At 74.4% G+C, this 20,442-nt stretch carries 18 protein-coding genes and 1 pseudogene; 12 read left to right on the top strand and 7 right to left on the bottom strand.

What is annotated here, in order from left to right:
* Positions 1 to 123: 123 nt before the first annotated feature.
* On the bottom strand, positions 124 to 753 hold the full coding sequence (locus tag V6U77_RS16770) for a class I SAM-dependent methyltransferase (RefSeq protein WP_334607266.1): 630 nt from the start codon (positions 751 to 753) through the stop codon (positions 124 to 126).
* Between the two features lie 159 nt (positions 754 to 912).
* Here V6U77_RS16770 and V6U77_RS16765 point away from each other — a divergent pair.
* Positions 913 to 1,557 (top strand): annotated as a pseudogene (locus V6U77_RS16765) (murein hydrolase activator EnvC family protein); the annotation flags it as partial.
* A 15-nt stretch (positions 1,558 to 1,572) separates the two neighbouring features.
* Here the strand turns inward: V6U77_RS16765 and V6U77_RS16760 are convergent.
* Positions 1,573 to 2,754, bottom strand: a complete 1,182-nt coding sequence (locus V6U77_RS16760; protein WP_334607265.1) for an aminotransferase class V-fold PLP-dependent enzyme — start codon at positions 2,752 to 2,754, stop codon at positions 1,573 to 1,575.
* Between the two features lie 146 nt (positions 2,755 to 2,900).
* On the opposite strand from V6U77_RS16760, the gene V6U77_RS16755 reads away from it, so the two are divergent.
* The gene (locus tag V6U77_RS16755) at positions 2,901 to 3,485 is read left to right on the top strand and encodes a GNAT family N-acetyltransferase (protein WP_334607264.1); all 585 of its coding nucleotides are present in this window, start codon (positions 2,901 to 2,903) and stop codon (positions 3,483 to 3,485) included.
* 61 nt (positions 3,486 to 3,546) lie between these two features.
* On the opposite strand, the gene V6U77_RS16750 is transcribed toward V6U77_RS16755, so the two are convergent.
* On the bottom strand, positions 3,547 to 4,641 hold the full coding sequence (locus V6U77_RS16750; protein WP_442934449.1) for a tyrosine recombinase XerC: 1,095 nt from the start codon (positions 4,639 to 4,641) through the stop codon (positions 3,547 to 3,549).
* A 493-nt stretch (positions 4,642 to 5,134) separates the two neighbouring features.
* On the opposite strand from V6U77_RS16750, the gene V6U77_RS16745 reads away from it, so the two are divergent.
* Positions 5,135 to 5,470 (top strand): hypothetical protein, encoded by a 336-nt coding sequence (locus V6U77_RS16745; RefSeq protein ID WP_334607262.1) that lies wholly within the window; start codon positions 5,135 to 5,137, stop codon positions 5,468 to 5,470.
* Between the two features lie 26 nt (positions 5,471 to 5,496).
* Here the strand turns inward: V6U77_RS16745 and V6U77_RS16740 are convergent, their stop codons facing one another.
* From V6U77_RS16740 to V6U77_RS16730, 3 genes are read right to left on the bottom strand one after another with little or no spacing between them, the layout of a single operon-like run.
* Positions 5,497 to 6,816 (bottom strand): DNA-processing protein DprA, encoded by a 1,320-nt coding sequence (locus V6U77_RS16740; RefSeq protein ID WP_442934448.1) that lies wholly within the window; start codon positions 6,814 to 6,816, stop codon positions 5,497 to 5,499.
* Positions 6,726 to 8,246 carry a YifB family Mg chelatase-like AAA ATPase gene (locus V6U77_RS16735; RefSeq protein ID WP_334607260.1) on the bottom strand — a complete coding sequence of 507 codons (1,521 nt, stop codon included), beginning with the start codon at positions 8,244 to 8,246 and terminating at the stop codon, positions 6,726 to 6,728. The genes V6U77_RS16740 and V6U77_RS16735 overlap by 91 nt, the downstream gene beginning before the upstream one ends.
* Before the next feature lie 43 nt (positions 8,247 to 8,289).
* Positions 8,290 to 8,649, bottom strand: a complete 360-nt coding sequence (locus tag V6U77_RS16730; RefSeq protein ID WP_121396090.1) for a YraN family protein — start codon at positions 8,647 to 8,649, stop codon at positions 8,290 to 8,292.
* A gap of 295 nt (positions 8,650 to 8,944) precedes the next feature.
* On the opposite strand from V6U77_RS16730, the gene V6U77_RS16725 reads away from it, so the two are divergent.
* The 8 genes from V6U77_RS16725 to V6U77_RS16690 all read left to right on the top strand — a co-directional run bounded on the left by V6U77_RS16725 (position 8,945) and on the right by V6U77_RS16690 (position 18,157).
* Positions 8,945 to 10,183 (top strand): hypothetical protein, encoded by a 1,239-nt coding sequence (locus V6U77_RS16725; RefSeq protein ID WP_442934446.1) that lies wholly within the window; start codon positions 8,945 to 8,947, stop codon positions 10,181 to 10,183.
* 380 nt (positions 10,184 to 10,563) lie between these two features.
* Positions 10,564 to 11,496, top strand: a complete 933-nt coding sequence (gene rpsB, locus V6U77_RS16720) for a 30S ribosomal protein S2 (RefSeq protein WP_334607258.1) — start codon at positions 10,564 to 10,566, stop codon at positions 11,494 to 11,496.
* Between the two features lie 136 nt (positions 11,497 to 11,632).
* A complete protein-coding gene (gene tsf / locus V6U77_RS16715; protein ID WP_334607257.1) occupies positions 11,633 to 12,463 on the top strand; it encodes a translation elongation factor Ts in 831 nt (276 codons plus the stop codon).
* Between the two features lie 160 nt (positions 12,464 to 12,623).
* Positions 12,624 to 13,391 carry a UMP kinase gene (gene pyrH, locus V6U77_RS16710; protein ID WP_334607256.1) on the top strand — a complete coding sequence of 256 codons (768 nt, stop codon included), beginning with the start codon at positions 12,624 to 12,626 and terminating at the stop codon, positions 13,389 to 13,391.
* A gap of 79 nt (positions 13,392 to 13,470) precedes the next feature.
* Complete coding sequence (gene frr, locus V6U77_RS16705) at positions 13,471 to 14,028, top strand: ribosome recycling factor (RefSeq protein ID WP_089001534.1); 558 nt, start codon at positions 13,471 to 13,473, stop codon at positions 14,026 to 14,028.
* Between the two features lie 280 nt (positions 14,029 to 14,308).
* Positions 14,309 to 15,511, top strand: a complete 1,203-nt coding sequence (locus V6U77_RS16700; protein ID WP_334607255.1) for a phosphatidate cytidylyltransferase — start codon at positions 14,309 to 14,311, stop codon at positions 15,509 to 15,511.
* A 104-nt stretch (positions 15,512 to 15,615) separates the two neighbouring features.
* Positions 15,616 to 16,767: a 23S rRNA (adenine(2503)-C(2))-methyltransferase RlmN gene (rlmN, locus tag V6U77_RS16695; protein ID WP_334607254.1), complete on the top strand. Its 1,152-nt coding sequence runs from the start codon at positions 15,616 to 15,618 to the stop codon at positions 16,765 to 16,767.
* Positions 16,768 to 16,798: 31 nt separating this feature from the next.
* The gene (locus V6U77_RS16690) at positions 16,799 to 18,157 is read left to right on the top strand and encodes a DivIVA domain-containing protein (RefSeq protein WP_334607253.1); all 1,359 of its coding nucleotides are present in this window, start codon (positions 16,799 to 16,801) and stop codon (positions 18,155 to 18,157) included.
* 100 nt (positions 18,158 to 18,257) lie between these two features.
* On the opposite strand, the gene V6U77_RS16685 is transcribed toward V6U77_RS16690, so the two are convergent.
* Positions 18,258 to 18,479 (bottom strand): DUF2631 domain-containing protein, encoded by a 222-nt coding sequence (locus V6U77_RS16685; protein WP_334607252.1) that lies wholly within the window; start codon positions 18,477 to 18,479, stop codon positions 18,258 to 18,260.
* Positions 18,480 to 18,750: 271 nt separating this feature from the next.
* Here V6U77_RS16685 and V6U77_RS16680 point away from each other — a divergent pair, with 271 nt between their 5' ends.
* Positions 18,751 to 20,322 carry a Rieske 2Fe-2S domain-containing protein gene (locus V6U77_RS16680; RefSeq protein WP_334607251.1) on the top strand — a complete coding sequence of 524 codons (1,572 nt, stop codon included), beginning with the start codon at positions 18,751 to 18,753 and terminating at the stop codon, positions 20,320 to 20,322.
* The last annotated feature ends 120 nt before the right edge of the window (positions 20,323 to 20,442 follow it).

Below are 20,442 nucleotides of genomic sequence, written 5' to 3'. Positions count from 1 at the left end.
CTCCCCGGGGCCGGACGGCGGCGACTCCGCCGTGCGTCCGTCCCAGCCTAGGGTCATGCCGGCGGCGGCGGGGCCCGCCCGCGGGCGCGGCGTCGTCCCGGCTGCCCGTCCCGCCGTCGAAAGTCATTCGATGAACGTGAACATCGTCGCGCCGGGTGGCAGGGGCCGGGGCACGCCCAGGAAGCGGTGCGCCCCCACACCCACGCCGTCCGCGGGGCTGCTGACCGTACCCGCGGTGAACCCCTCCTCCACGAACCAGCCACGGATGGCCGGCACGAGGTCGGGTGCGCGCCGGTGCCGGGTCCAGAGCACGGTCCCGCCCGTCGCGCAGAGCGCCGCGCAGTGCCGCACCGTGGCGCGTACGTCCGCCTCGCTGATGTTGCCGAAGACCCCGCAGACCAGCACCAGGTCGGCCGGGACCAGATCGGCGTACGCGTCGGTGCGGGCCGCGTCGCCGGTCACCACCTGCACGGCGGACAGTCCCGCCGCGCGGGCGGCCGACCGTGCCACCTCCGCGTTGCGCGGATCCCGCTCCACCAACCGGGAGGTCACGTCGTCGCGGCGGGGGTGGGCCGCCAGTTCGGGAAGCAGGTCGCGTCCCTGGCCGGCGCAGAGGCTGATCGCCCGCACCGGACCCGGTGGGGCGGCGTCGAGCGCCGCACGCACCCGCAGCCGCACCTGCGCGAGCCGGCGGGACAGCGCCGAACCCGCCTCGTCGTAGTCCCCGTGCCAGGCGTACCAGTCCCGCGTCACCCCTCGCAGCCTAGAGGCCCCGGGACCGCCGGGCGATCCGTCACGCGCGCCCCTAGCAGATCCCTCGGCGCGGCGGGGCTCGTCCACAGGAGCACCGTCGTCCACAGGCGAGGGCGCCGGGGATGGCGCGGACGCGCGGGCGCCGAGCAGGCTGCGCCCATGCGACCTGCCGCCCGTACCGCCGTCGCGCTCGGCGCCGTCCTGCTGTCCCTCGGGCCCTCCGCGCCCGTCGCCCGACCGGTCCCGGCGTCGCCACGACCGTTCGTCGCGGCGGCGTCGTTAACGGCGGCGCTGTCGTTGGCGGCGGCGTCGTCTCAGAACGCGTGGCCCGGGACGGCGCCGTCGGGGGCGGTGTCGTCCGGGATCGCGTCGGTCCGGGGCCTGCCGTCCGGGGCCGTGCGGTTCCGGTGGCCGCTCGACGGGGTCCCGCGCCCGGTGCGTCGCTTCGATCCGCCGCCACGGCCCTGGCTGCCCGGGCACCGGGGCGTCGACCTGGCCGCCGCGCCGGGCGCGAGCGTGCGAGCCGCCGGTGCCGGCACCGTGCTCTTCGCCGGCCTGGTCGCCGGCCGCCCCGTCGTCACCGTCGGGCACGCCGACGGCCTGCGGACCACCCACGAGCCGGTGTCGCCGGGGGTCCGCGTCGGCGACCGACTGGCCGCCGGCGCGCCGCTGGGTGTCCTCCTCGCGGGTCACCCGGGCTGTCCCGCGACCGCCTGCCTGCACTGGGGGCTGCGGCGCGGCGCCGACTACCTGGATCCGCTGGCCCTGCTCGGCCTGGGACCCGTGCGGCTGCTGCCGCTCGACGACGCCGCCCCGCACTCAGCGCTGGGCGAGCAGCGGGGGGAGCCGCACCGACAGCCGCTCGTACTCGTCGGCGGTGTTGTAGACCTGGGCGCAGAGCCGAAGCCAGCCGCGTCCGTTCCAGGCCATGACGGCCACCTCGGTGGCCAGCCGCTCGGCGATGCGTTCCCGCAGCGCCCGCGCCGCCTCGAGCGTGGCACCCAGGCCGGCCGGCAGCGGGACGATCCGCATGGCCACCCCCGGGCCGCCGGGGCCCGGCAGGTCGGCGGGGGCCACCCCGAGCGCGTCCCCCAGCACCCGTTGGCCGTACGCCGCCAGCGCGGCGTTGTGCCCGCGTACCCGGTCGACGCCGAGGCTGCGCAGCGTGAACAGGCCCACCGGCGCGGCCAGCCAGCCCGTGTAGTCCTGCGTCGCCGCCCACTCGACCCGGCGGGGGAACCCCGACTCCTGCTCCCACGAGACGGTCAGCGGTTCGATGCGTTCCCGCCACGGCGGGGCGACCACCAGCACGGCGGTGCCGCGCGGCGCGTACGCCCACTTGTGCAGGTTGCCCACCCAGAAGTCGGCGCCGACGTCGCCCACGGGCGTGGCGAGCATGCCGGGGGCGTGCGCGGCGTCGACGAGGACCGGAATCCCGTGCTCCCGGGCCACGCCGACGATCGCGGCGACGGGGAAGAGCCGGGCGGTGGCCGAGGCGAGCTGGTCCACGACGAGCAGCCGGGTCCGGCCGGGGCGCAGCCCGGCGCGGACGATCTGGACGATCTCCTCGCCGGAGGCCGTCAACGGGACGGGCAACGCCCGGGTGACCGCCCCCGTGCGCCGGCACTCCCGGGCGATGGAGAGGCCGACCGCCCCGTAGCCGTGGTCGGTGGTGAGCACCTCGTCGCCGGGACGCAGGCCGAGCGACTGGAGGACCACCGCCACCCCGGTGGTGACGTTCGGGACGAGGGCGGTGCCGTCGGGGTCGGCACCCAGGAAACCGGCCAGGTGTCGACGGGCGTGGGTGATGCGGTCGACCAGGCCCCGCGTGAAGAAGCGCAGCGGGTTGGCCTCCATCTCGTCACGCAGCCGCTGCTGGGCCCGCTGCACCGCGAGCGGCACCGCGCCGAACGAGCCGTGGTTCAGGTGGCTGACCGCCGAATCGAGTGAGAAGAGCAGGCGGGCTGCCGCGATCGGCTCGGGCGGCTGCGGGAGGCTCACCCGGTGATCGTAGCGACCCGCCGATCTCCCACCGCCGTTCCGCCGGGTACCGTCCGTCGGGCACGGCGGTCGGGGCGCCCGTCCGGGACGCGGTTCCATCGAACCGATGCCGGTAGACCGTCCTCGATCCCGGAGAATCGCTGGTCATGGACGTCGAACTGCGTTGGCCGACCGCCGCGGACCGGCAGCTCCGCGCCGAGGTGCACCGGGTGCTGCACGCGGTGGCCGAGCGGGGCGGCGCGATCGGGTACGCGGTCCCGCCCGGCCGCGCCGAGACCGACGCATGGCTGGACGGGGTGCTGGGTCTCGTCGCGGCCGGCGACGCCGCGCTGGTCCTCGCCGTGCTCGACGAGCGGGTGGTGGGCACCGGGACGTGGCGGCGCGGTCCGAAGCCGATCTTCACCCACTACGCCGACCTGGAGAAGGTCACCGCACACCCCGCCGCCCGTGGCCGCGGCATCGGTCGCCTCGTCACCGGCGCGGTGATCGACGACGCCCGCAAGGCCGGCATCGAGACCCTCGCGCTGGGCGTGCGCGGCAACAACCACGGTGCCATCGAGCTGTACGAGCGCCTCGGCTTCCGCGAGTGGGGGCGGCTGCCGAACGTCATCGAGGTGGGCGACGAACGCTACGACGACGTGCGGATGTGCCTGGACCTCGGACGCGAGCCGCACGTCGTGCTCCGGGGCTCGGCCCTCGACGGGCCGGGTTCGTCGCCGCGCCGGGCCTGAGCACCCGGCCTCCTGCCTGACAGGTCCGGCCGCCGGCGCGGGAGGCGTGCGACGGCGGGATTCAGGCGCGGGGGTGGGCCTGGCGGTAGGCGGCGCGGAGCCGCTCCACGGACACGTGCGTGTAGATCTGGGTGCTCGCCAGGGACGAGTGCCCCAGCAACTCCTGCACAGCCCGCAGGTCGGCGCCGCCCTCCAGCAGGTGGGTGGCCGCCGAGTGCCGCAGGCCGTGCGGGCTGATCGGGGGCAGGCCGGTCCCCGCCGCGTACCCGCCGACGATCCGCCGTGCCGTCGTCGGGTTGAGCCGTCCGCCACGGGCGCCGAGCAGCAGCGCGTCGCGGGAGTGCGGTGCGGCCAGCGCGGGCCGGCCGTGGCGCAGCCACTCGTCGAGCGCTCGCTGCGCCGGCACCCCGTACGGCACGGCGCGTTCCCGGCCACCCTTGCCGAACACCCGCACGACCCGTCGCGCGTGGTCGACGTCGGCGACGTCGAGGCCGCACGCCTCGCTGATCCGTACCCCCGTGCCGTAGAGCAGTTCCAGCAGCGCGCGGTCCCGCAGCAGTACCGCCTCGGCGACGCCGTCAGCCGCAGGAGGACCCGACGACCCTGGCGACCCCGGCCCGGACCCGTCGCCGGTGGGTGTCGTCGGTCGGGAGCCCTTTCCGTCTGGCGACGACGGCCGGGAGTCCTCCCCGTCGGGAGACGACGGCCCGGAGCCATCCCCGGCGGGTGACGAGGGTCGGGAGTCGTCCTCGGCAGGTGGAGACGGCGGCACGGCTGCGAACCGGCCCGGCGCTTCGACCAGGGCGGCCGCCTGGTCGGCGCGCAGCACGGTCGGCAGGTCCCGGTGGGCGCGCGGGCTGGACAGGGCGCCGGCCACGTCGGCGGGGAGCAGCCCGGTGCGGTGCGCCCACGCGCTGAATGTCCGCGCCGAGGCCGCCCGTCGGGCGAGCGACGTCCGTGCGGCCCCCGTCGTCCGCTGCTTCGCCAGCCAACTGCGCAGCACGGCGAGGTCCAGCTCCGGCAGTTCGGCGCAGCCCATCCGGCGGGCGTGGTCCAACAGCGACACCACGTCACCGACGTACGCCCGGACGGTGTGGGCGGACCGGTTGCGCACCGCGGCGAGGTGCCCGGCGAAGTCGTCCACCGCCTCGCGCATCGCCGGTGGGAGGGCCTCGTGGGCCGCCCGGGTGCCGTTCGCTCCCCGGCTCACCGCGGTCCCCTCGCAGCCGCCCGCCGGGCGCCCGGCATGCCTCGCGTGGGCCTTGCCGCCCCGCCAGGCCGAGCCACGGACACCGCCTGGCCGGGCCGCACGGGACGCCGCACCCCTCGGTGCACCCCGGTGCGGATAGAGGCCGTGGCGGTGGTGGGCGGCGGATCCTCGGACGGCACGGGACCAGCCTACGGCCGTCCGGCACCACCGGCAGGGCACTGGGCCGTGGCCGGGCACCGGTCGCCCGGCGTCACCCGGCAGGGTGCCGGGGTGGCCGGGCGACCGGTCGAGCCGGCTCGCGGGTGCTTCCGGCACGGACGCGCGGCCCGGGTGATGGATTGCGGGAGCCGGTGCGCGCAGACTTGTCGTACCAACGGGTGTGGGCCCTGGTCGTGGTCGCCGCAGCGACGGGATCAGGCTCGACGAAGGGGGACCGGACATGGGGGTGGACGTCGTCCTCTACCGGGCGGTCGGGGTGGCCTCCGACCGGCGTCGCCTCGTGCCGGCCGAGGTGCTGCCCGATCCCGACGACGTACTGCTGAACCTCGTCCGGCGGGTCCGTGGCGCCGGGCGTACCCCGCTGCTCGACCGGGTGGATCCGGTCGGCGAGCTGGTGGTCCCCGCCGGCCAGACGCCGCAGCTCCTCGCCGAGGTGCGCTGCCTCGCCGAGGTGGCCCGGTCGACGCCGGAGCTGACGCACGTGCGCCGGCTGGACCGGCTGGCGCGGCGCTGCCGGCAGGACCGCGCGATGGAGATCCGCTTCGAGGGGGACTGACGGCGGTTCGCGGTCCGTCCGGCGGTTCACGGCTCGTCCGGCGTCGCCGGTCGCCCGGCGGCCGCGTGCCGGGGTCGCCCGGCGGCCGCGTTCCGGGCCGGCGGGGGCGCGAGGGCGTACCCGTCGTCGCGGCGGAGCACCAGGGCCAGTTCCTCGAGCATCGACAGCTTCCGCAGGGCGGTACGGACGGGCACCCCGGCCCGCGCGGCGAGGACGTCCACGTCGACCGCGCCCCGGCGGGGCAACGCCTCGACGACGGCCCGTGCGTCGTCGTCGAGCAGGTCGACCGGCTGCTGCGGGCCGCGCGGTACGGGCGCCAGCTCGCCGATCCGCCCGACCTCCTCCAGCACCTGCGCGACGCCGGTCACCAGCCGGGCCTTCGGGTACTCCCGCAGCGTCTCGTGCGCGCCGACCGACATCGCCGACGTGACCGGGCCGGGCACCACCATGCTGGGTTTGTCCAGGGCGAGCGCCCGGTGGGTGGTCTGGGTCGCGCCGCTGCGGGCGGCCGCCTCCACCAGCACCGTGCCGAGGGTGCCCGCCGCGATCACCCGGTTGCGGATGAGGAACCGGGGTCGGAGCGGATCGGCCCCCGGCATCCACTCGCTGACCAGCAGCCCGGTGTCGGCGATCCGGTCGAACAGCGCCGCGTTGCCCATCGGGTAGGGGCGGTCGACCCCGCAGGCGAGCACGGCCACGGTGAGGCCACCGGCGTTGAGCGCGCCCCGGTGGGCCGCGGCGTCGATGCCGAAGGCTCCGCCCGAGACGACGGTCCAGTCCCGGTCGGCCAGCCCGTAGCCGAGTTCCGTGGCGACGTGCGTGCCGTACCCGGTGGCGGCGCGGGCACCGACGACCGCGACGGAGCGGTCGAACGCCTCTGCGAGCGGCCACGAGCCGCGTACCCAGAAGCAGAGCGGGGGAGCGGTCTCGACGTCCACCCGCCGGTAGGCGCCGGGCAGCCGGAGCCGGCGCAGGTCGCCGACCCGGACGGGCCACTCGTCGTCGCCGGGGACGACGATCCGGGCGCCGAGCCGGTCCGTACGGGCCAGCGCCTCGGCCGCGACGGCCCGGGCGTCGCCGGCCGCGCAACGGGCCGCCACGGTGTTGCGCAGTGTCTCCTCCGGTGCGCCCCCGTCGAGCAGCAGGTCGAGCGCCCTCGTCGGGCCGAGCCGGTCGACCAGCCGGTGCACCGACCAGGTGCCCGGCTCGGCGAGCCAGGTGAGCGCCACCCTGGCCAGGGTCTCCTCGTCGGTGCTCACGTCGCGTCCCCCGTTCGCAGTTGGATGGCCTCCCGGACGTCCTCCCGGTCGGGGCGGTCCCGACCGTCCAGATCCGCGATCGTCCAGGCCAGGCGGATGATCCGGTCGAAGCCCCGGGCCGACAGCGACCCGGCGTCCAGCCGGGCCCGCAGCTCGGCCGTGTCCGGCCCGGGCAACCGCCAGGGCGGGCGGCGCAGGTACGGGCCGGGTATCTCGGCGTTGAGCCGGTGACCGAGCACCGCCCAGCGCGCGGCCGCCGCCCGCCGGGCCGCCGCCACCCGCGCGGCGACGGTGGTGGAGGTTTCGCTGTCGACGGTGGCCTCCATCAGCTCGGCCGCCCGGAGGGGCGGCAGCTTCACCTGCACGTCGATCCGGTCCAGCAACGGCCCGGAGAGCCGGCTGAGGTAGCGCCGCCGGGCCTGCGGCGGGCACTCGCAGTACGCGTCCCCGGCCGGCTTGGCGCACGGGCACGGGTTGGCCGCCAGCACCAGCTGCGTACGGGCCGGATACTCGGCGCCGCCTCGGCTGCGAACGAGCCGGACCCGGCCGTTCTCCAGCGGCTGACGCAACGCCTCCAGCGCGCCCCGGCTGAACTCGGGCGCCTCGTCGAGGAAGAGCACGCCCCGGTGGGCGAGCGAGATCGCCCCCGGGCGGGCCAGCCCGGAGCCGCCGCCGACCAGCGAGGGCACCGTCGCCGTGTGGTGCGGCGCCTGGAACGGCGGGCGGCGCAGCAGCCGGCCGCCGGGCGGCAGCAGCCCGGCGATGGAGTGCAGCGCGGTGACCTCCAGCGCGGCCTCGTCGTCCAGCTCGGGCAGGATCGACGGGAGGCGCTCGGCGAGCATGGTCTTGCCGGCTCCCGGCGGCCCGACCAGCGCCAGGTGGTGCCCGCCCGCCGCGGCCACCTCCAGCGCCCTGCGGCCCAGCCCCTGCCCGGCGACCTCGGCCAGGTCGGGCCCGCCGCCGGCCGGCGGCGGCCCGTCGGACTCCGGCTCGATCAGGGGCGAGCCGTCGCGGATGAAGCTGACCAGCCGGTGCAGCGTGTCGACCGCCCGGACCCGGACCCCGGGGACGACCGCCGCCTCGGCGGCGTTGCCGGCCGGGACGATCACCTTCCCGACGCCGGCCCGGGCGGCCGCGGCGACCATCGGCAGCACACCGCGCACCGGCCGGACCGTGCCGTCGAGGCCCAGCTCGCCCAGCACCACCACGTGTTCCAGGGGCAGCAGCGGCAGCTCGCCGGAACCGCCCAGCAGGGCCGCCGCGATCGCCAGGTCGAACGCGGAGCCGAACTTCGGCAGGTCGGCCGGCAGCAGGTTGAGGGTGATCCGCCGGTTGGGCCACCGCTGACCGGAGTTGACCACGGCCGCGCGGACGCGGTCGCGGGCCTCGTGCAGGGCGGTGTCCGGCAGCCCCGAGATGACCACCGCCGGCAGACCGGCCGCCAGGTCGGCCTCGACCTGCACCAGGTGCCCGGTGACGCCCACCAGGCCCACGCAGAGCACCTTCGCGTAGCTCACGACACCGCCCGCCGTCGCTCGGCGCCGGACTCGGGCCCGCCCATCAGAACGCCCCCTTGAGGTGCTCGACCCGGGCGGCGCCGGCGCCGGTGAGGCGTACCGAGACGACGTCGAAGCGCACCTCGTCGGCGGTGGTGCCGGTGTCGGCGAGCCACCGGGCGGCGAGCCCCCGCAGCCGCCGTGCCTTGGCCGGTACGACCGCCTCCGCCGGCGGCCCGAACTCGTCGGTGCGGCGGGTCTTCACCTCGCAGAAGGCGAGCACCGGCCCGTCCCAGGCGATGATGTCGATCTCCCCGGCCGGGCAGCGCCAGTTCCGGGCCACCGGGCGCAGTCCCGCCCCGATCAGGTGCCGGACGGCGCACCGCTCCCCGTACGCGCCGACCGCCTGGTTCCGCTTCGTCATGTCCGGCACCGTGCACCCGACGGGCGGGCAGCCGCCGCCCCGCGCTCCGGAAGCTGTGGATGACGGAGGCGCTGTGGACGGACGGACGATCATGCCCTCGTCGTGCTACGCGGCCCGCCCCGGTGGACCGCCGTCAGGAGCCACGGGGTGCACCGCTGAGCTGGGCCTGCCCGCCCGCCGCCGTCCCGCCCAGCGTCGTCCGCGACCAGCGCCGCGCGGTGACCGACGCTCGCGAAAGCGCGGGTGTCCCGGGGGCGAATGGCGCCCGTGGAGCCGGTCGCATACGGTGCCGGGCGTGGACGGACGACGAAACTTTGTCGAAGATCAGGAGTCGCGCTGGTATCCGGCCGACCGCGACCGCGACCGCGACCGTGACCGTGAGAGCGGCTACGGGGAGGCGGACTGGCGCGGTCCGGCCGAGAGCCGATACCGGGACGACGACCTGAACGCCCCCGAGCAGCGCCGGGCCGCGGAGGACGACCGCTACGGCGACTCCACGGGGACCCGGCGCGGTGAACCAGGACGCTTCGGCGCGTCGACGGAGCCCGACTCGGGCCGCTTCGGGGCCGTCGAGCCCGACCGGGGCCGCTTCGGCGGACCGGAGGACTCCGGCCGGTTCGCGGCCACGGGACGGGAGGACTCGGGCCGGTTCGTCGTGACGGGACCGGAGGACTCCGGCCGGTTTGCCGTCACCGGCCCCGAGGACTCCGGCCGGTTCGCCGTCACGGGATCGGAGCCCGGAAGGTTCGGCGAGGGCGATTCGGGGCGCTTCGCGGCGGTACCGCCGCTCGGGGACGGCCGGTCGGAGACCGAGGGATACCGGGCCAGCCGCTCGCGTCGGGCCGAGGCGGACCCGGACGTCTCCGGGGAACTGCCCGCCGACCGCCCGGGCCGGCGCGCCGCCCGGGAATCGAGGGAGACCCGCGACGCGCTGTCGACGTCGGGCGTCGACGCCCTGGCCGGGGCGGGACCCGTGGAACGGACCGCGGAGCCGACCCGTCCGGCCCCGCTGGGCGGCTATCCGATCGTCGCGCCCGGTCGGGTGGCCGAGGCCGCGAGCCCGGCGGAGACGCCGGTCGACGAGCCGGTCCGGCCGGTCGCGCCCCCGAACCCGTTGGAGATGCCGACCGGGCCGATGCCGCCGATCGCGCCCCGCGGCGACCTCGCGCCGGGGGAGCTGCCGGCGTACCCGCCGGTGGTCGCCCCGCACCCGGGAGCGCCGGCGGGCGACGGGGTCTACCGGACCCGGCGGCCGGCGCTGGCCGCGCTCTTCACCCTGCTGGTCCTGGTGTTCGAGGTGCCCGCGATGCGGGTGCTGATCAGCGGCGTGACCGGCGACCCTGTCTCGGCCGCCGACGTCGTGGTGGGGATCTTCCTGGTCTGCGGCCTGCCGATCTTCGCGATCGGCCTGTACGGGCTGCGCACCGGCGGGCTGTCGCTGGCGGAGGGGAGCCGGGGCTGGCTGCGCCCGCCGACGGCGTACCTGACCGTCGGCCTGGTGCTCTTCGTCGCCGCCGCCCTCGCGGTCGGCTGACCCTCGACCGTCGGGACCTGACGCCCTCGGACCTGACGCCTCCGGGGCCTGACGCCGGGGGGCCGCTGCGCCTGACGCCCTCGGAGACCGCTCCGCCTGGCGGCGGGCACCGGTCCGGGCGGGCGCGCCGAGTGCCGGAAATGGGCGTTCCGACCCCTTCCCCGCACCCGAGGCATCGGGGGCGGGGAAGGGGCGTACACTGGTCGACTGGCGACCGCCTCGCGCGGTCGACCTCGCGCGCCCTCTCCACGAGCCGTCGTGGGGCGACGGCCTCCCTGGTCCCGATCTTGGTCGGGCCCGCCATGGCCGCCGACCGGGCGCCAGGACGCCCGGCTGCCTGGCCGGGCGGAACAACCAGGGACCACGAGGAGTACCCCACCATGGCCGTCGTGACCATGCGTCAGCTGCTGGAGAGCGGTGTCCACTTCGGGCACCAGACCCGGCGCTGGAACCCGAAGATGAAGCGCTTCATCTTCACCGAGCGCAACGGTATCTACATCATCGACCTGCGCCAGACCCTCGACTACATCGAGAAGGCCTACTCGTTCGTGCGCGGGACCGTCGCCGAGGGTGGCAGCATCCTCTTCGTCGGCACCAAGAAGCAGGCCCAGGAGGCCATCGCCGAGCAGGCGACGCGGGTCGGTCAGCCCTACGTCAACCACCGTTGGCTCGGCGGCATGCTGACCAACTTCCAGACGGTCTACAAGCGGCTGCAGCGGATGAAGGAGCTGGAGGCCCTGGGCGACCTGAGCGGCACCGCCGCCGGGTACACCAAGAAGGAGACCCTGCAGCTCTCCCGCGAGAAGATCAAGCTGACCCGCACCCTGGGCGGTCTGCGGGACATGCAGAAGCTTCCGGCCGCGATCTGGGTGGTCGACACCAAGAAGGAGCACATCGCCGTCGACGAGGCCCGCAAGCTGGGCATCCCGGTGATCGCGGTGCTCGACACCAACTGCGACCCGGACGAGGTCGACTTCCCGATCCCGGGCAACGACGACGCGATCCGCTCGGCCGAGCTGCTGACCAGGGTCGTGGCCGCGGCCGTCGCCGACGGCCTGATCGCCCGTTCCGGCCGTCGTCGCGGCAGCGACGAGAAGCCGGAGCCGGGCGTCGCCTCCGACGAGCCGCTGGCCGAGTGGGAGCGCGAGCTGCTCGAGGAGCCGAAGAAGGCCGACGACCAGGCGGCCCCGCAGGCCGACCAGGCGGCCCCGCAGGCCGAGCAGGCAGCCCCGCAGGCCGAGCAGGCTCAGCCGGCCGAGCAGGCCCCGCAGGCCCAGCCCGTCGAGCAGCCGGCGACCGCCGCCGCGGAGTGACCGCACCGCCGCTTCCCCGCCGCCCGTTCTCCCGGGCGGCGGGGAAGCGGCAGGTACGCCGGGCACGTCGCGCCCGGATCCGGGTAACCGGCACCAGGACCAACCCACCCGCAGTCTCAACACCGAAGAGAGAGCCATGTCCAACTTCACCGCCGCGGACGTCAAGAAGCTCCGCGACCTCACCGGCGCCGGCATGATGGACTGCAAGAAGGCGCTGACCGAGGCCGAGGGCGACTTCGACAAGGCCGTCGAGATCCTGCGCGTCAAGGGCGCCAAGGATGTCGGCAAGCGGGCCGGCCGTACGGCCGCCAATGGTCTGATCGCCCACTCCGGCAAGGCGCTGCTCGAGCTCAACTGCGAGACCGACTTCGTCGCCAAGACCGACGCCTTCATCGAGCTCGCCCAGCAGCTGGTGGAGCACGGCGAGCGCAGCGGCGTCGGCACCGCCGAGGAGCTGCTCGCCACCGAGCTGGACGGCAAGACCGTCGCCGACCTGGTGCAGGAGCAGTCCGCCAAGATCGGCGAGAAGCTCGTTCTCAACCGGTTCGCCAAGCTCGACGGCACCACCGCCGTCTACCTGCACCGCAAGAGCCAGGACCTGCCCCCGGCGGTCGGCGTGCTCGTGCAGTACACCAGCACCGCCGGCGACGAGGCGTCCGACTCGGACGCCCGCGGCGTCGCGATGCAGATCGCCGCCATGCGGCCGAAGTACCTCACGCGGGACGAGGTGCCGGCCGACGTCGTCGAGTCCGAGCGGCGCATCGCCGAGCAGACCGCCCGCGAGGAGAACAAGCCCGAGGCGGCGCTGCCGAAGATCGTCGAGGGCCGGGTGAACGCGTTCTTCAAGGACTACGTCCTGCTCGAGCAGGCGTCGGTCGCCGACAACAAGAAGACGGTGAAGCAGCTGCTGGCCGAGGCCGGCATCGACGTCGCCCGCTTCGTCCGGTTCGAGGTCGGCCAGGCCTGAGCCGCCCCGGGCGCTTCGCGCGCCGCGGGCAGGGAAACGTCGACGAGGAGGCCGCCGGTGTACGTGACAGGCACCGCGGCCTCCTCGTCGCATAGGGTCGGCTACGGCAGTTTCGCGGTACGGGGCGTACGGGACGTGCGCATGGGGAAGGACGGGGCGGATGACGCAGGTTGTGAGTGACCGGAGTCTGGCGACGGACGATCCGACGGCGCCGCCTCCCGGCCGGGCCCGCCGGGTGGTGTTGAAGCTCTCCGGTGAGGTGTTCGGCGGGGGCGCGATCGGGGTGGACCCGGACGTCGTGCAGGCCATCGCCCGGCAGATCGCCACCGTGGTCCGCCGCGGCGTGCAGGTCTCGGTGGTGGTCGGCGGCGGCAACTTCTTCCGGGGCGCGGAGCTGCAGAAGCGCGGCATGGACCGGGCCCGGGCCGACTACATGGGCATGCTCGGCACCGTGATGAACTGCCTCGCGTTGCAGGACTTCCTGGAGAAGGAGGGCATCGAGACGCGCGTGCAGAGCGCGATCACGATGGCCCAGGTCGCCGAGCCGTACATCCCGCTGCGCGCCATCCGGCACCTGGAGAAGGGCCGCGTGGTGATCTTCGGCGCGGGCGCCGGCATGCCGTACTTCTCCACGGACACCGTGGCCGCCCAGCGGGCCCTGGAGATCCGCGCCGACGTGGTGCTGATGAGCAAGAACGGCGTGGACGGCGTCTACAGCGCCGACCCGCGGGTCGACCCGACCGCCAGCAAGTTCGACGCGATCACCTTCTCCGAGGTGCTGCGGCGTAACCTTCGGGTCGCCGACGCCGCCGCGTTCAGCCTGTGCATGGAGAACGGCCTGCCGATGCTGGTCTTCGGCGCGCAGGGCGACGACACCATCATCCGGGCCGTGGGTGGCGACAAGATCGGCACCCTGATCACCGCCTGAGCGGTCGCGCGACCCCGACCTCAGCGGTCCCTCCGACACGACAAGCCCACGACGAGCACAGAAGGAGGCGAGGAGACCGGTGATCGACGACACCCTCCTCGAGGCCGAGGAAAAGATGGAGCGTGCCATCGAGCACGCCAAGGAGGAGTTCGGCGCGATCCGCACCGGTCGCGCCAACGCCGCCATGTTCTCCAAGATCATCATCGACTACTACGGCAGCCCGACGCCGCTGCCGCAGATGGCGTCCATCGGGGTTCCCGAGCCGCGCATGGTGATCATCAAGCCCTACGACAATTCGCAGATCAACGCCATGGAGAAGGCGATCCGCGACTCCGACCTCGGCGCCAACCCGAACAACGAGGGCAACCAGCTCCGCATCCTGCTCCCGCAGATGACCGAGGAGCGCCGCCGAGAGATGATCAAGGTCGCCCGGCACAAGGGTGAGGAGGCCAAGGTGGCCATCCGCAACATCCGCCGCAAGGGCAAGGAGGAGCTGGACCGGCTCGTCAAGGACGGCGAGGTCGGCGAGGACGACGGCCGCCGCGCCGAGAAGGAACTCGACGACCTGACCCAGCGCTTCGTCGCCGCCGTCGACGACCTGGTCAAGCACAAGGAGAACGAACTCCTCGAGGTGTGAGCCGTGCCGGTCCCCACCGGCGACGACGACATCGTGGCACCGGCGCTCCTGTCCGCTCCCGGGCGGAGGGGCCCGGTGCCACCGTCGTCGCGGGGCCGGTCCGACGTGGGGGATCGGCGGGTGCAGTAGGCTCGGCAGGATTCCCGGCCACCCTGCGGTGAACGATGGGGATCGGCCGGCCGTCGGGCGGGTCAACCGGACGGAACAGTCGCGCGGGTAGGGGAATGGTTGTGGTTGTGCGTCATCTGGTGGATCTCGTACCGGTCCCGCTGGGTGCGTGATGTCCCACCTCGATCCCCACGGCAGCGCCGAGCCCCGCGGCTGGGACGGCCCCGACGCCCCCACTCCCACTCCCGCACCGGCTCCCGCCCTGCCCTGGCCGGAGCCCGAGATCGACCCGGGTCAGTGGCACCGCCGTCCGGCCGTCGTCCCCGACGCGTACGCCGAGGCGCCGGCCCGCCCGCACGGCGGCCCGGCGGCGGTCGGTGACCCGGCGGCGATGAACGGCCACCGCGACGGTCCCGACGACTCCGAGTACCCGACCACCCAGCTCGAACCGGTCCGGGACGTCGAGCCGGAGCCGGAGCCCGCGCGGTCACCGGGCCGCCGGCAGCGCGGCCGACGTCGGGCCGGCCTGGACCGGCCACCCACCCAGCAGCCCGTCCCGAGTCGGGCCGGACGCAACCTGCCTGCGGCCATCGGCGTCGGGCTGGCCCTCGGCGCCCTGATCGTGGTGCCGCTGTTCTTCTATCCCCCCGCCTTCCTGGTGGTGGTGGCCGCCGCGGTCGGCATCGGTATCTGGGAGATGGCCCGCGCGGTACGCCGCAGCGGCGCGCACCCGCCGCTGGTGCCACTGCTCGTCGGCGGGGTGCTCACCGTCGGGCTCGCCTGGTTCTCCGGCCCCGACGCGCTCAGCCTCGGCCTCCTGGTGACCGTGCTGGGCACCATGGTCTGGCGGCTCGGCGACGGGCCGGGCGGCTTCCAACGGGACCTGACCGCCGCCACGCTCATCGCCGTCTACGTGCCGTTCCTCGGCGGCTTCGCCGCGCTGCTGGCGGCGGCGCCCGGGGACGGCGACCTGCGGGTGCTGGTGACGCTGGCCGCGGTGGTGCTCTCCGACACCGGGGGGTACGCCGCCGGCGTCAGCTTCGGCAAGCATCCGATGGCGCCCTCGGTGAGCCCGAAGAAGTCCTGGGAGGGCTTCGCCGGTTCGGTCACCGCCGCCGCGCTGGGCAGCGCGCTGCTGCTCTGGCTGCTCCTCGACGTGGCCCCGTGGTGGGGCGCGCTCTTCGGGCTGGCGGTCTCCGGCGCCGCCGTCCTCGGCGACCTCGCCGAATCCATGATCAAGCGCGACCTCGGCGTCAAGGACATGAGCAACCTGCTCCCCGGGCACGGCGGCCTGATGGACCGGTTGGACTCGATCCTGTTCGCGCTGCCGACCGCGTACCTGCTCCTGGCGGTCTTCGTCCCGGTGTTGGAGTGAGGCGTGAATCACCCGGCGTCAGCGGTCCCGCCCGGGCGGCGGAGGGCGATTCGCCACCTCCGGACAGGTGTGTCGCCAGCCCGGCGTGACAGACTGGACGGGCCATGACGAGCCTGCCCCTGATTCCCGCAGACCCCGACGCCCCCGGGCGCCGGCCCGCGATGCCTCCGCGTCACCTCGCCGATCTCGACCTCGCCGGCCGCCGGGCCCTGGTCACCGAGCTGGGGGAGCCGGCGTTCCGCGCCAAGCAGGTCTCCACCCACTACTTCGGCCGCCTGGTGCGCGATCCGGGGCAGATGACCGACCTGCCGGCCGCCACCCGGGAGAAGCTCGCCGACCGGCTCCTGCCCCGGCTGCTCACCCCGGTGCGCGAGCTGGCCTGCGACGACGGCGCGACCCGCAAGGCGCTCTGGCGGCTGCACGACGGCTCGCTGGTGGAGAGCGTCCTGATGGGCTACCCGGACCGGGTCACCGTCTGCATCTCCAGCCAGGCCGGCTGTGGCATGGCCTGTCCGTTCTGCGCCACGGGCCAGGCGGGGCTGACCCGCAACCTCTCCACGGCCGAGATCGTCGACCAGGCGGTCTACCTGGCCGGGGTGGCCGCCTCCGGAGCGGTGGCGGGTTCGCCGCCGCGCCTGTCGCACGTGGTCTTCATGGGCATGGGCGAGCCGTTGGCCAACTACTCCCGGGTGGTCGCGGCGATCCGTCGGCTGGTCTCCCCGGCGCCCGAGGGGCTCGGGCTGTCGCAGCGCCACATCACGGTCTCGACGGTGGGCCTGGTCCCGGCCATCCGCCGACTGGCCAGCGAAGACCTCTCGGTGACCCTTGCGTTGTCGCTGCACGCCCCCGATGATGAGCTGCGCGACGAACTCGTGCCGGTCAACCAGCGCTGGAAGGTGTCAGAGGTGCTGGACGCGGCGTGGGACTACGCGGCCCGCACGGGGCGTCGCGTGTCGATCGAGTACGCGATGATCAGAGATGTGAATGACCAGCCGTGGAGAGCCGATCTGCTCGGGCGGCTGCTGGCTGGGAAGCTGACCCACGTGAACCTCATCCCCCTCAACCCGACTCCGGGCAGCCGTTGGGACGCCAGCCCGAAGCCGGTCGAGCGGGAGTTCGTCCGGCGGTTGCGCGAGGCCGGGGTGTCGACGACGGTGCGGGACACCCGAGGCCGCGAGATCGACGGAGCATGCGGGCAGCTCGCCGCCGCCGGGGACACCGACACCGACACCGACCGGGCCAGGGAGAAGGCGTGACCGGGCGTAGCGAACGAGACCAGGAGACATAGTGGCGAGTCAGGGTCAGCGTTTCCGGCGTAAGGCGCTCCGCCGGGGATACAAGGTCGACGAGGTGGACGCCTTCCTGGACCGGGTCGAGGCCACGCTCGACGGCCGGCCCGTGGGTGCGCCCGTCGCCTCCCAGGAGGTCCACGACGTCGTCTTCCGGGTCCGCTTCAACGGCTACGACGAGTGGCAGGTCGACCTGCACCTCGACCGGGTCGAGCGGCAGTTGGCCGAACTCGAGGAGCGCGGCGGCGCCGCCGGGCGTGGCGGCGAGCCCCGCGACGGCGACCGGATGGGTCCCCCGGACCGGATGGGTCCGCCCGACCGGATGGGCCCTCCGGCGCGCGACGACCGCGGCATGTCGCCGGTCCCGCCGCCGATGCCGCCCCGGGCGATGCCGGCCCAGGCCGGTCCCCCCGCCGACCGCTACGGCCGCTACGACGAGCCCACCGGTGCCTTCGCCGGTGGCTACGACGCCCCCCGGGGCGGCTACGAGCCGCCGCGCGGACCGGGCGGCCCCGGCCCGATGGGACCGGGCGGTCCCGTGGGCCACGGCGCCCCGCCGCGTGGCCTGCCCGCAGGCCCCGGGGGCTACGGTGACGGCCCTGGCGGCGGTTACGGCGACCGCCCGGGCAACTTCGGCGACGGTCCGGTCGGCCATGGCGCCCCGCCGCGTGGCCTGCCCGCAGGCCCCGGGGGCTACGGTGACGGCCCTGGCGGCGGTTACGGTGACCGCCCGGGCAACTTCGGCGACGCTCCCGGTGGCGGTTACGGTGACCGCCCGGGCAACTTCGGCGACGCCCCTGGTGGCGGTTACGGTGACCGCCCGGGCAACTTCGGCGACGCTCCCGGTGGCGGTTACGGTGACGAGCCGCGTTTCGACGGGTTCGAGGCCGGTCGGCGTGCGCGCGCCGACATGACCGCCGAGATCAGGATGCCGGAACGGGAGCTGCGCGACCTGCGGGGCCGGGGCCCTGCCGGGCCCCCGCCGCAGCCGGGCTTCGGCGGCCCCCCGAACGCCGGCCCGCCCGCCGGTGGCCCGCCGATGGGTGGCCCGCCCCCGGTCGCTGGTCCGCCGCCGATGGCCGGTCCGCCGATGGCCGGACCCCCCGGCAGCGATCTCTACCGTGTCGACCAGATCCGTCGCAGCTTCCAGGTGCGCCGGTTCGGCAGCGGGTACGACCCGGACCAGGTCGACCGGTTCTTCGACACGCTGCTGGGCGGCATGCAGGGGCGCAACCCGATGCCGGTGAACCCGAAGGACCTCGACACGCTGCGCTTCGGGCTGGTGCCGGGCGGCTACTTCGAGGCCGAGGTCGACGCCGCGCTCAAGGACGTGCAGGACATCCTGTTCGGTCACTGATCCGCGTACGGCGAGGGCCCGCTCCCCGGTCGGGGGCGGGCCCTCGTGCGTGTGACCTCCGGCGCGCGGACCGGCACGACGCCGGGGAACGCGGGTGCGGTCAGGACCGCAGGCCGTTGCGCCGCAGCACGACGTCGCCGATGACGATGACCAGCAGCAGCACGGCCAGGCCGATCAGCCAGATGTTCTCGACCCTGCCCTCGTGGTTGCCGCAGAGCATCGCCAGCAGGGCCAGCGCGGAGAGCACCGCACCGATCCGCCCGGACTTGCGGTGCCCGGGCTTGTGCTGGTCTGGCGACGTTACCGGCTCGCTTCCTGCCACTGTCGGTCCTTCCCTCGCGATCGGATCTCCGGTTAGTCTGGCACGCCCCGCGCCGGGCCCGGCGCTGGGTCCGGCCGATGGGGCGGACCGCACGATCCGGCCGTCCGAGGCACGCCTGGCCCGGCCGGGCGTACGAGGGCCGGCAGGTGGGACCAAGGTCCCGGCCCGATCCGTGCGCATCGGCACTACCGGCGTCGCGGGTCGGTTGCCAGACTCCCTCCGGTAGCGTTTCTGGCGTACACCTTGTTTGTCGTTTTGAGGGGGAACTGCGGTGCGAGTGACCGGTACGGGACACGCCAGCATGCGGATCGACACGGCCGCCGGCAGCATCCTGTGCGACCCATGGGTCAATCCCGCCTATTTCGCCTCGTGGTTCCCGTTCCCGGACAATTCCCTGCTCGACTGGGAAACCCTCGGCGACGTCGACTACCTCTACGTCTCCCACCTGCACCGGGACCACTTCGACGCGGCGCACCTGAAGCGCTTCGTGTCGAAGGACGCCACCGTGCTGCTGCCCGCCTTCCCCACCTCCGAGATGGAGGACGAGCTGCGGGAGCTGGGCTTCACCAAGTTCCTGCGGGCGCCGAACGAGCAGGTCGTGGAGCTGGACGGCGGCCTGAAGATCATGATCCAGGCGCTGACCAGCCCGACCGACGGCCCGATCGGCGACTCCTCGCTGTGGGTGGAGTACGACGGCGTCCGGCTGCTCAACCAGAACGACGCCCGCCCCACCGACCTGGGCGTCTTCGCCGAGCTGGGCCACGTGCACGCGCACATGCTCCAGTTCTCCGGCGCGATCTGGTACCCGATGGTCTACGAGCTGCCGCAGGCGGCGAAGACGGCGTTCGGCAAGCAGAAGCGGGACCGGCAGTTCGACCGCACCTGGCGCTACATCGACGACCTGAAGGCCGACCACGTCTTCCCGATCGCCGGCCCGCCCTGCTTCCTCGACGACGAGCTGTGGCAGTTCAACGACATCCACGGCGACGAGGGCAACATCTTCCCCGACCAGTCGGTCTTCCTCAGCGAGTACGCCAAGGTCGGCGGCACCAACGGCGTCGTGCTGCTCCCGGGCAGCGTCGCCGAGATCACCACCGGGAGCTGCGCGACCAGCCACCCGGTGCCGGTCGAGGAGTTCTTCGCCAACAAGGCGGCCCACCTGGAGGAGATGCGCGAGCGCAAGCGGCCGGTCATCGAGGCCGAGAAGGCGTCCTGGCGGCACCCCGAGGTGGACGTGCTCAAGGAGATGCAGCGCCGCGTCGAGCCCCTGCTGGAGGAGTCGATCTACCTGGCCAAGGGGGTCGGCGGCCCGGTCCGCTTCGACCTGGTGGGCTACGACGGCGAGAGCGTCGAGTCGATCGTGGTGGACTTCCCCGGCAAGCAGGTCCGCCCGTACGCCGACGAGAAGGTCCGCTACCGGTTCCGCACCGAGCGGGCGCTGATCGAGCACCTGCTGCACATCGGCGAGGTGGACTGGGTCAACTCGCTCTTCCTCTCCTGCCGCTTCTCGGCGGCCCGGATCGGCCAGTACAACGAGTTCGTCTACGCCTTCTTCAAGTGCCTGTCCACCGAGCGCCTCCAGTACGCCGAGGGCTGGTACGACGAGCACGAGCGCAGCAGCGACGCCGAGGACATCACGCTCGGCGGCTGGGTCGTGCAGCGGCGTTGCCCGCACCTGAAGGCCGACCTGACGCGGTTCGGCATCGTCGACGGTGACCAGCTCACCTGCCAGCTGCACGGCTGGCGGTTCGACCTGCCCAGCGGCCGCTGCCTGACCAGCGTCGGCCACAAGGTCCGCGCCCACCGCGCCGACGAGCAGCAGACCCCCGCCCCGACCAGCTGACGGCAATCCCCCCGCCCCTCCCTCTCCCGCGTCGATCATGCAGTTGTGATGGATGACAAGACCGTACAAAGCGGCCTGAATCGGTCACCATAACTGCATGATCGACGCTCTCGGGTGAGC

The organism is Micromonospora sp. CPCC 205546 (genome assembly GCF_036902715.1).
Taxonomy (GTDB): domain Bacteria; phylum Actinomycetota; class Actinomycetes; order Mycobacteriales; family Micromonosporaceae; genus Micromonospora.
This window is presented reverse-complemented; position numbering and strand designations above follow the sequence as displayed.

Coding starts and splice junctions, on each gene's coding strand:
- V6U77_RS16755 (WP_334607264.1), top strand. CDS start 2,901: ATGGACGTCGAACTGCGTTGGCCGACCGCCGCGGACCGGCAGCTCCGC.
- V6U77_RS16750 (WP_442934449.1), bottom strand. CDS start 4,641: ATGCGCGAGGCGGTGGACGACTTCGCCGGGCACCTCGCCGCGGTGCGC.
- V6U77_RS16745 (WP_334607262.1), top strand. CDS start 5,135: ATGGGGGTGGACGTCGTCCTCTACCGGGCGGTCGGGGTGGCCTCCGAC.
- V6U77_RS16730 (WP_121396090.1), bottom strand. CDS start 8,649: ATGACGAAGCGGAACCAGGCGGTCGGCGCGTACGGGGAGCGGTGCGCC.
- rpsB (WP_334607258.1), top strand. CDS start 10,564: ATGGCCGTCGTGACCATGCGTCAGCTGCTGGAGAGCGGTGTCCACTTC.
- tsf (WP_334607257.1), top strand. CDS start 11,633: ATGTCCAACTTCACCGCCGCGGACGTCAAGAAGCTCCGCGACCTCACC.
- pyrH (WP_334607256.1), top strand. CDS start 12,624: ATGACGCAGGTTGTGAGTGACCGGAGTCTGGCGACGGACGATCCGACG.
- V6U77_RS16700 (WP_334607255.1), top strand. CDS start 14,309: ATGTCCCACCTCGATCCCCACGGCAGCGCCGAGCCCCGCGGCTGGGAC.
- rlmN (WP_334607254.1), top strand. CDS start 15,616: ATGACGAGCCTGCCCCTGATTCCCGCAGACCCCGACGCCCCCGGGCGC.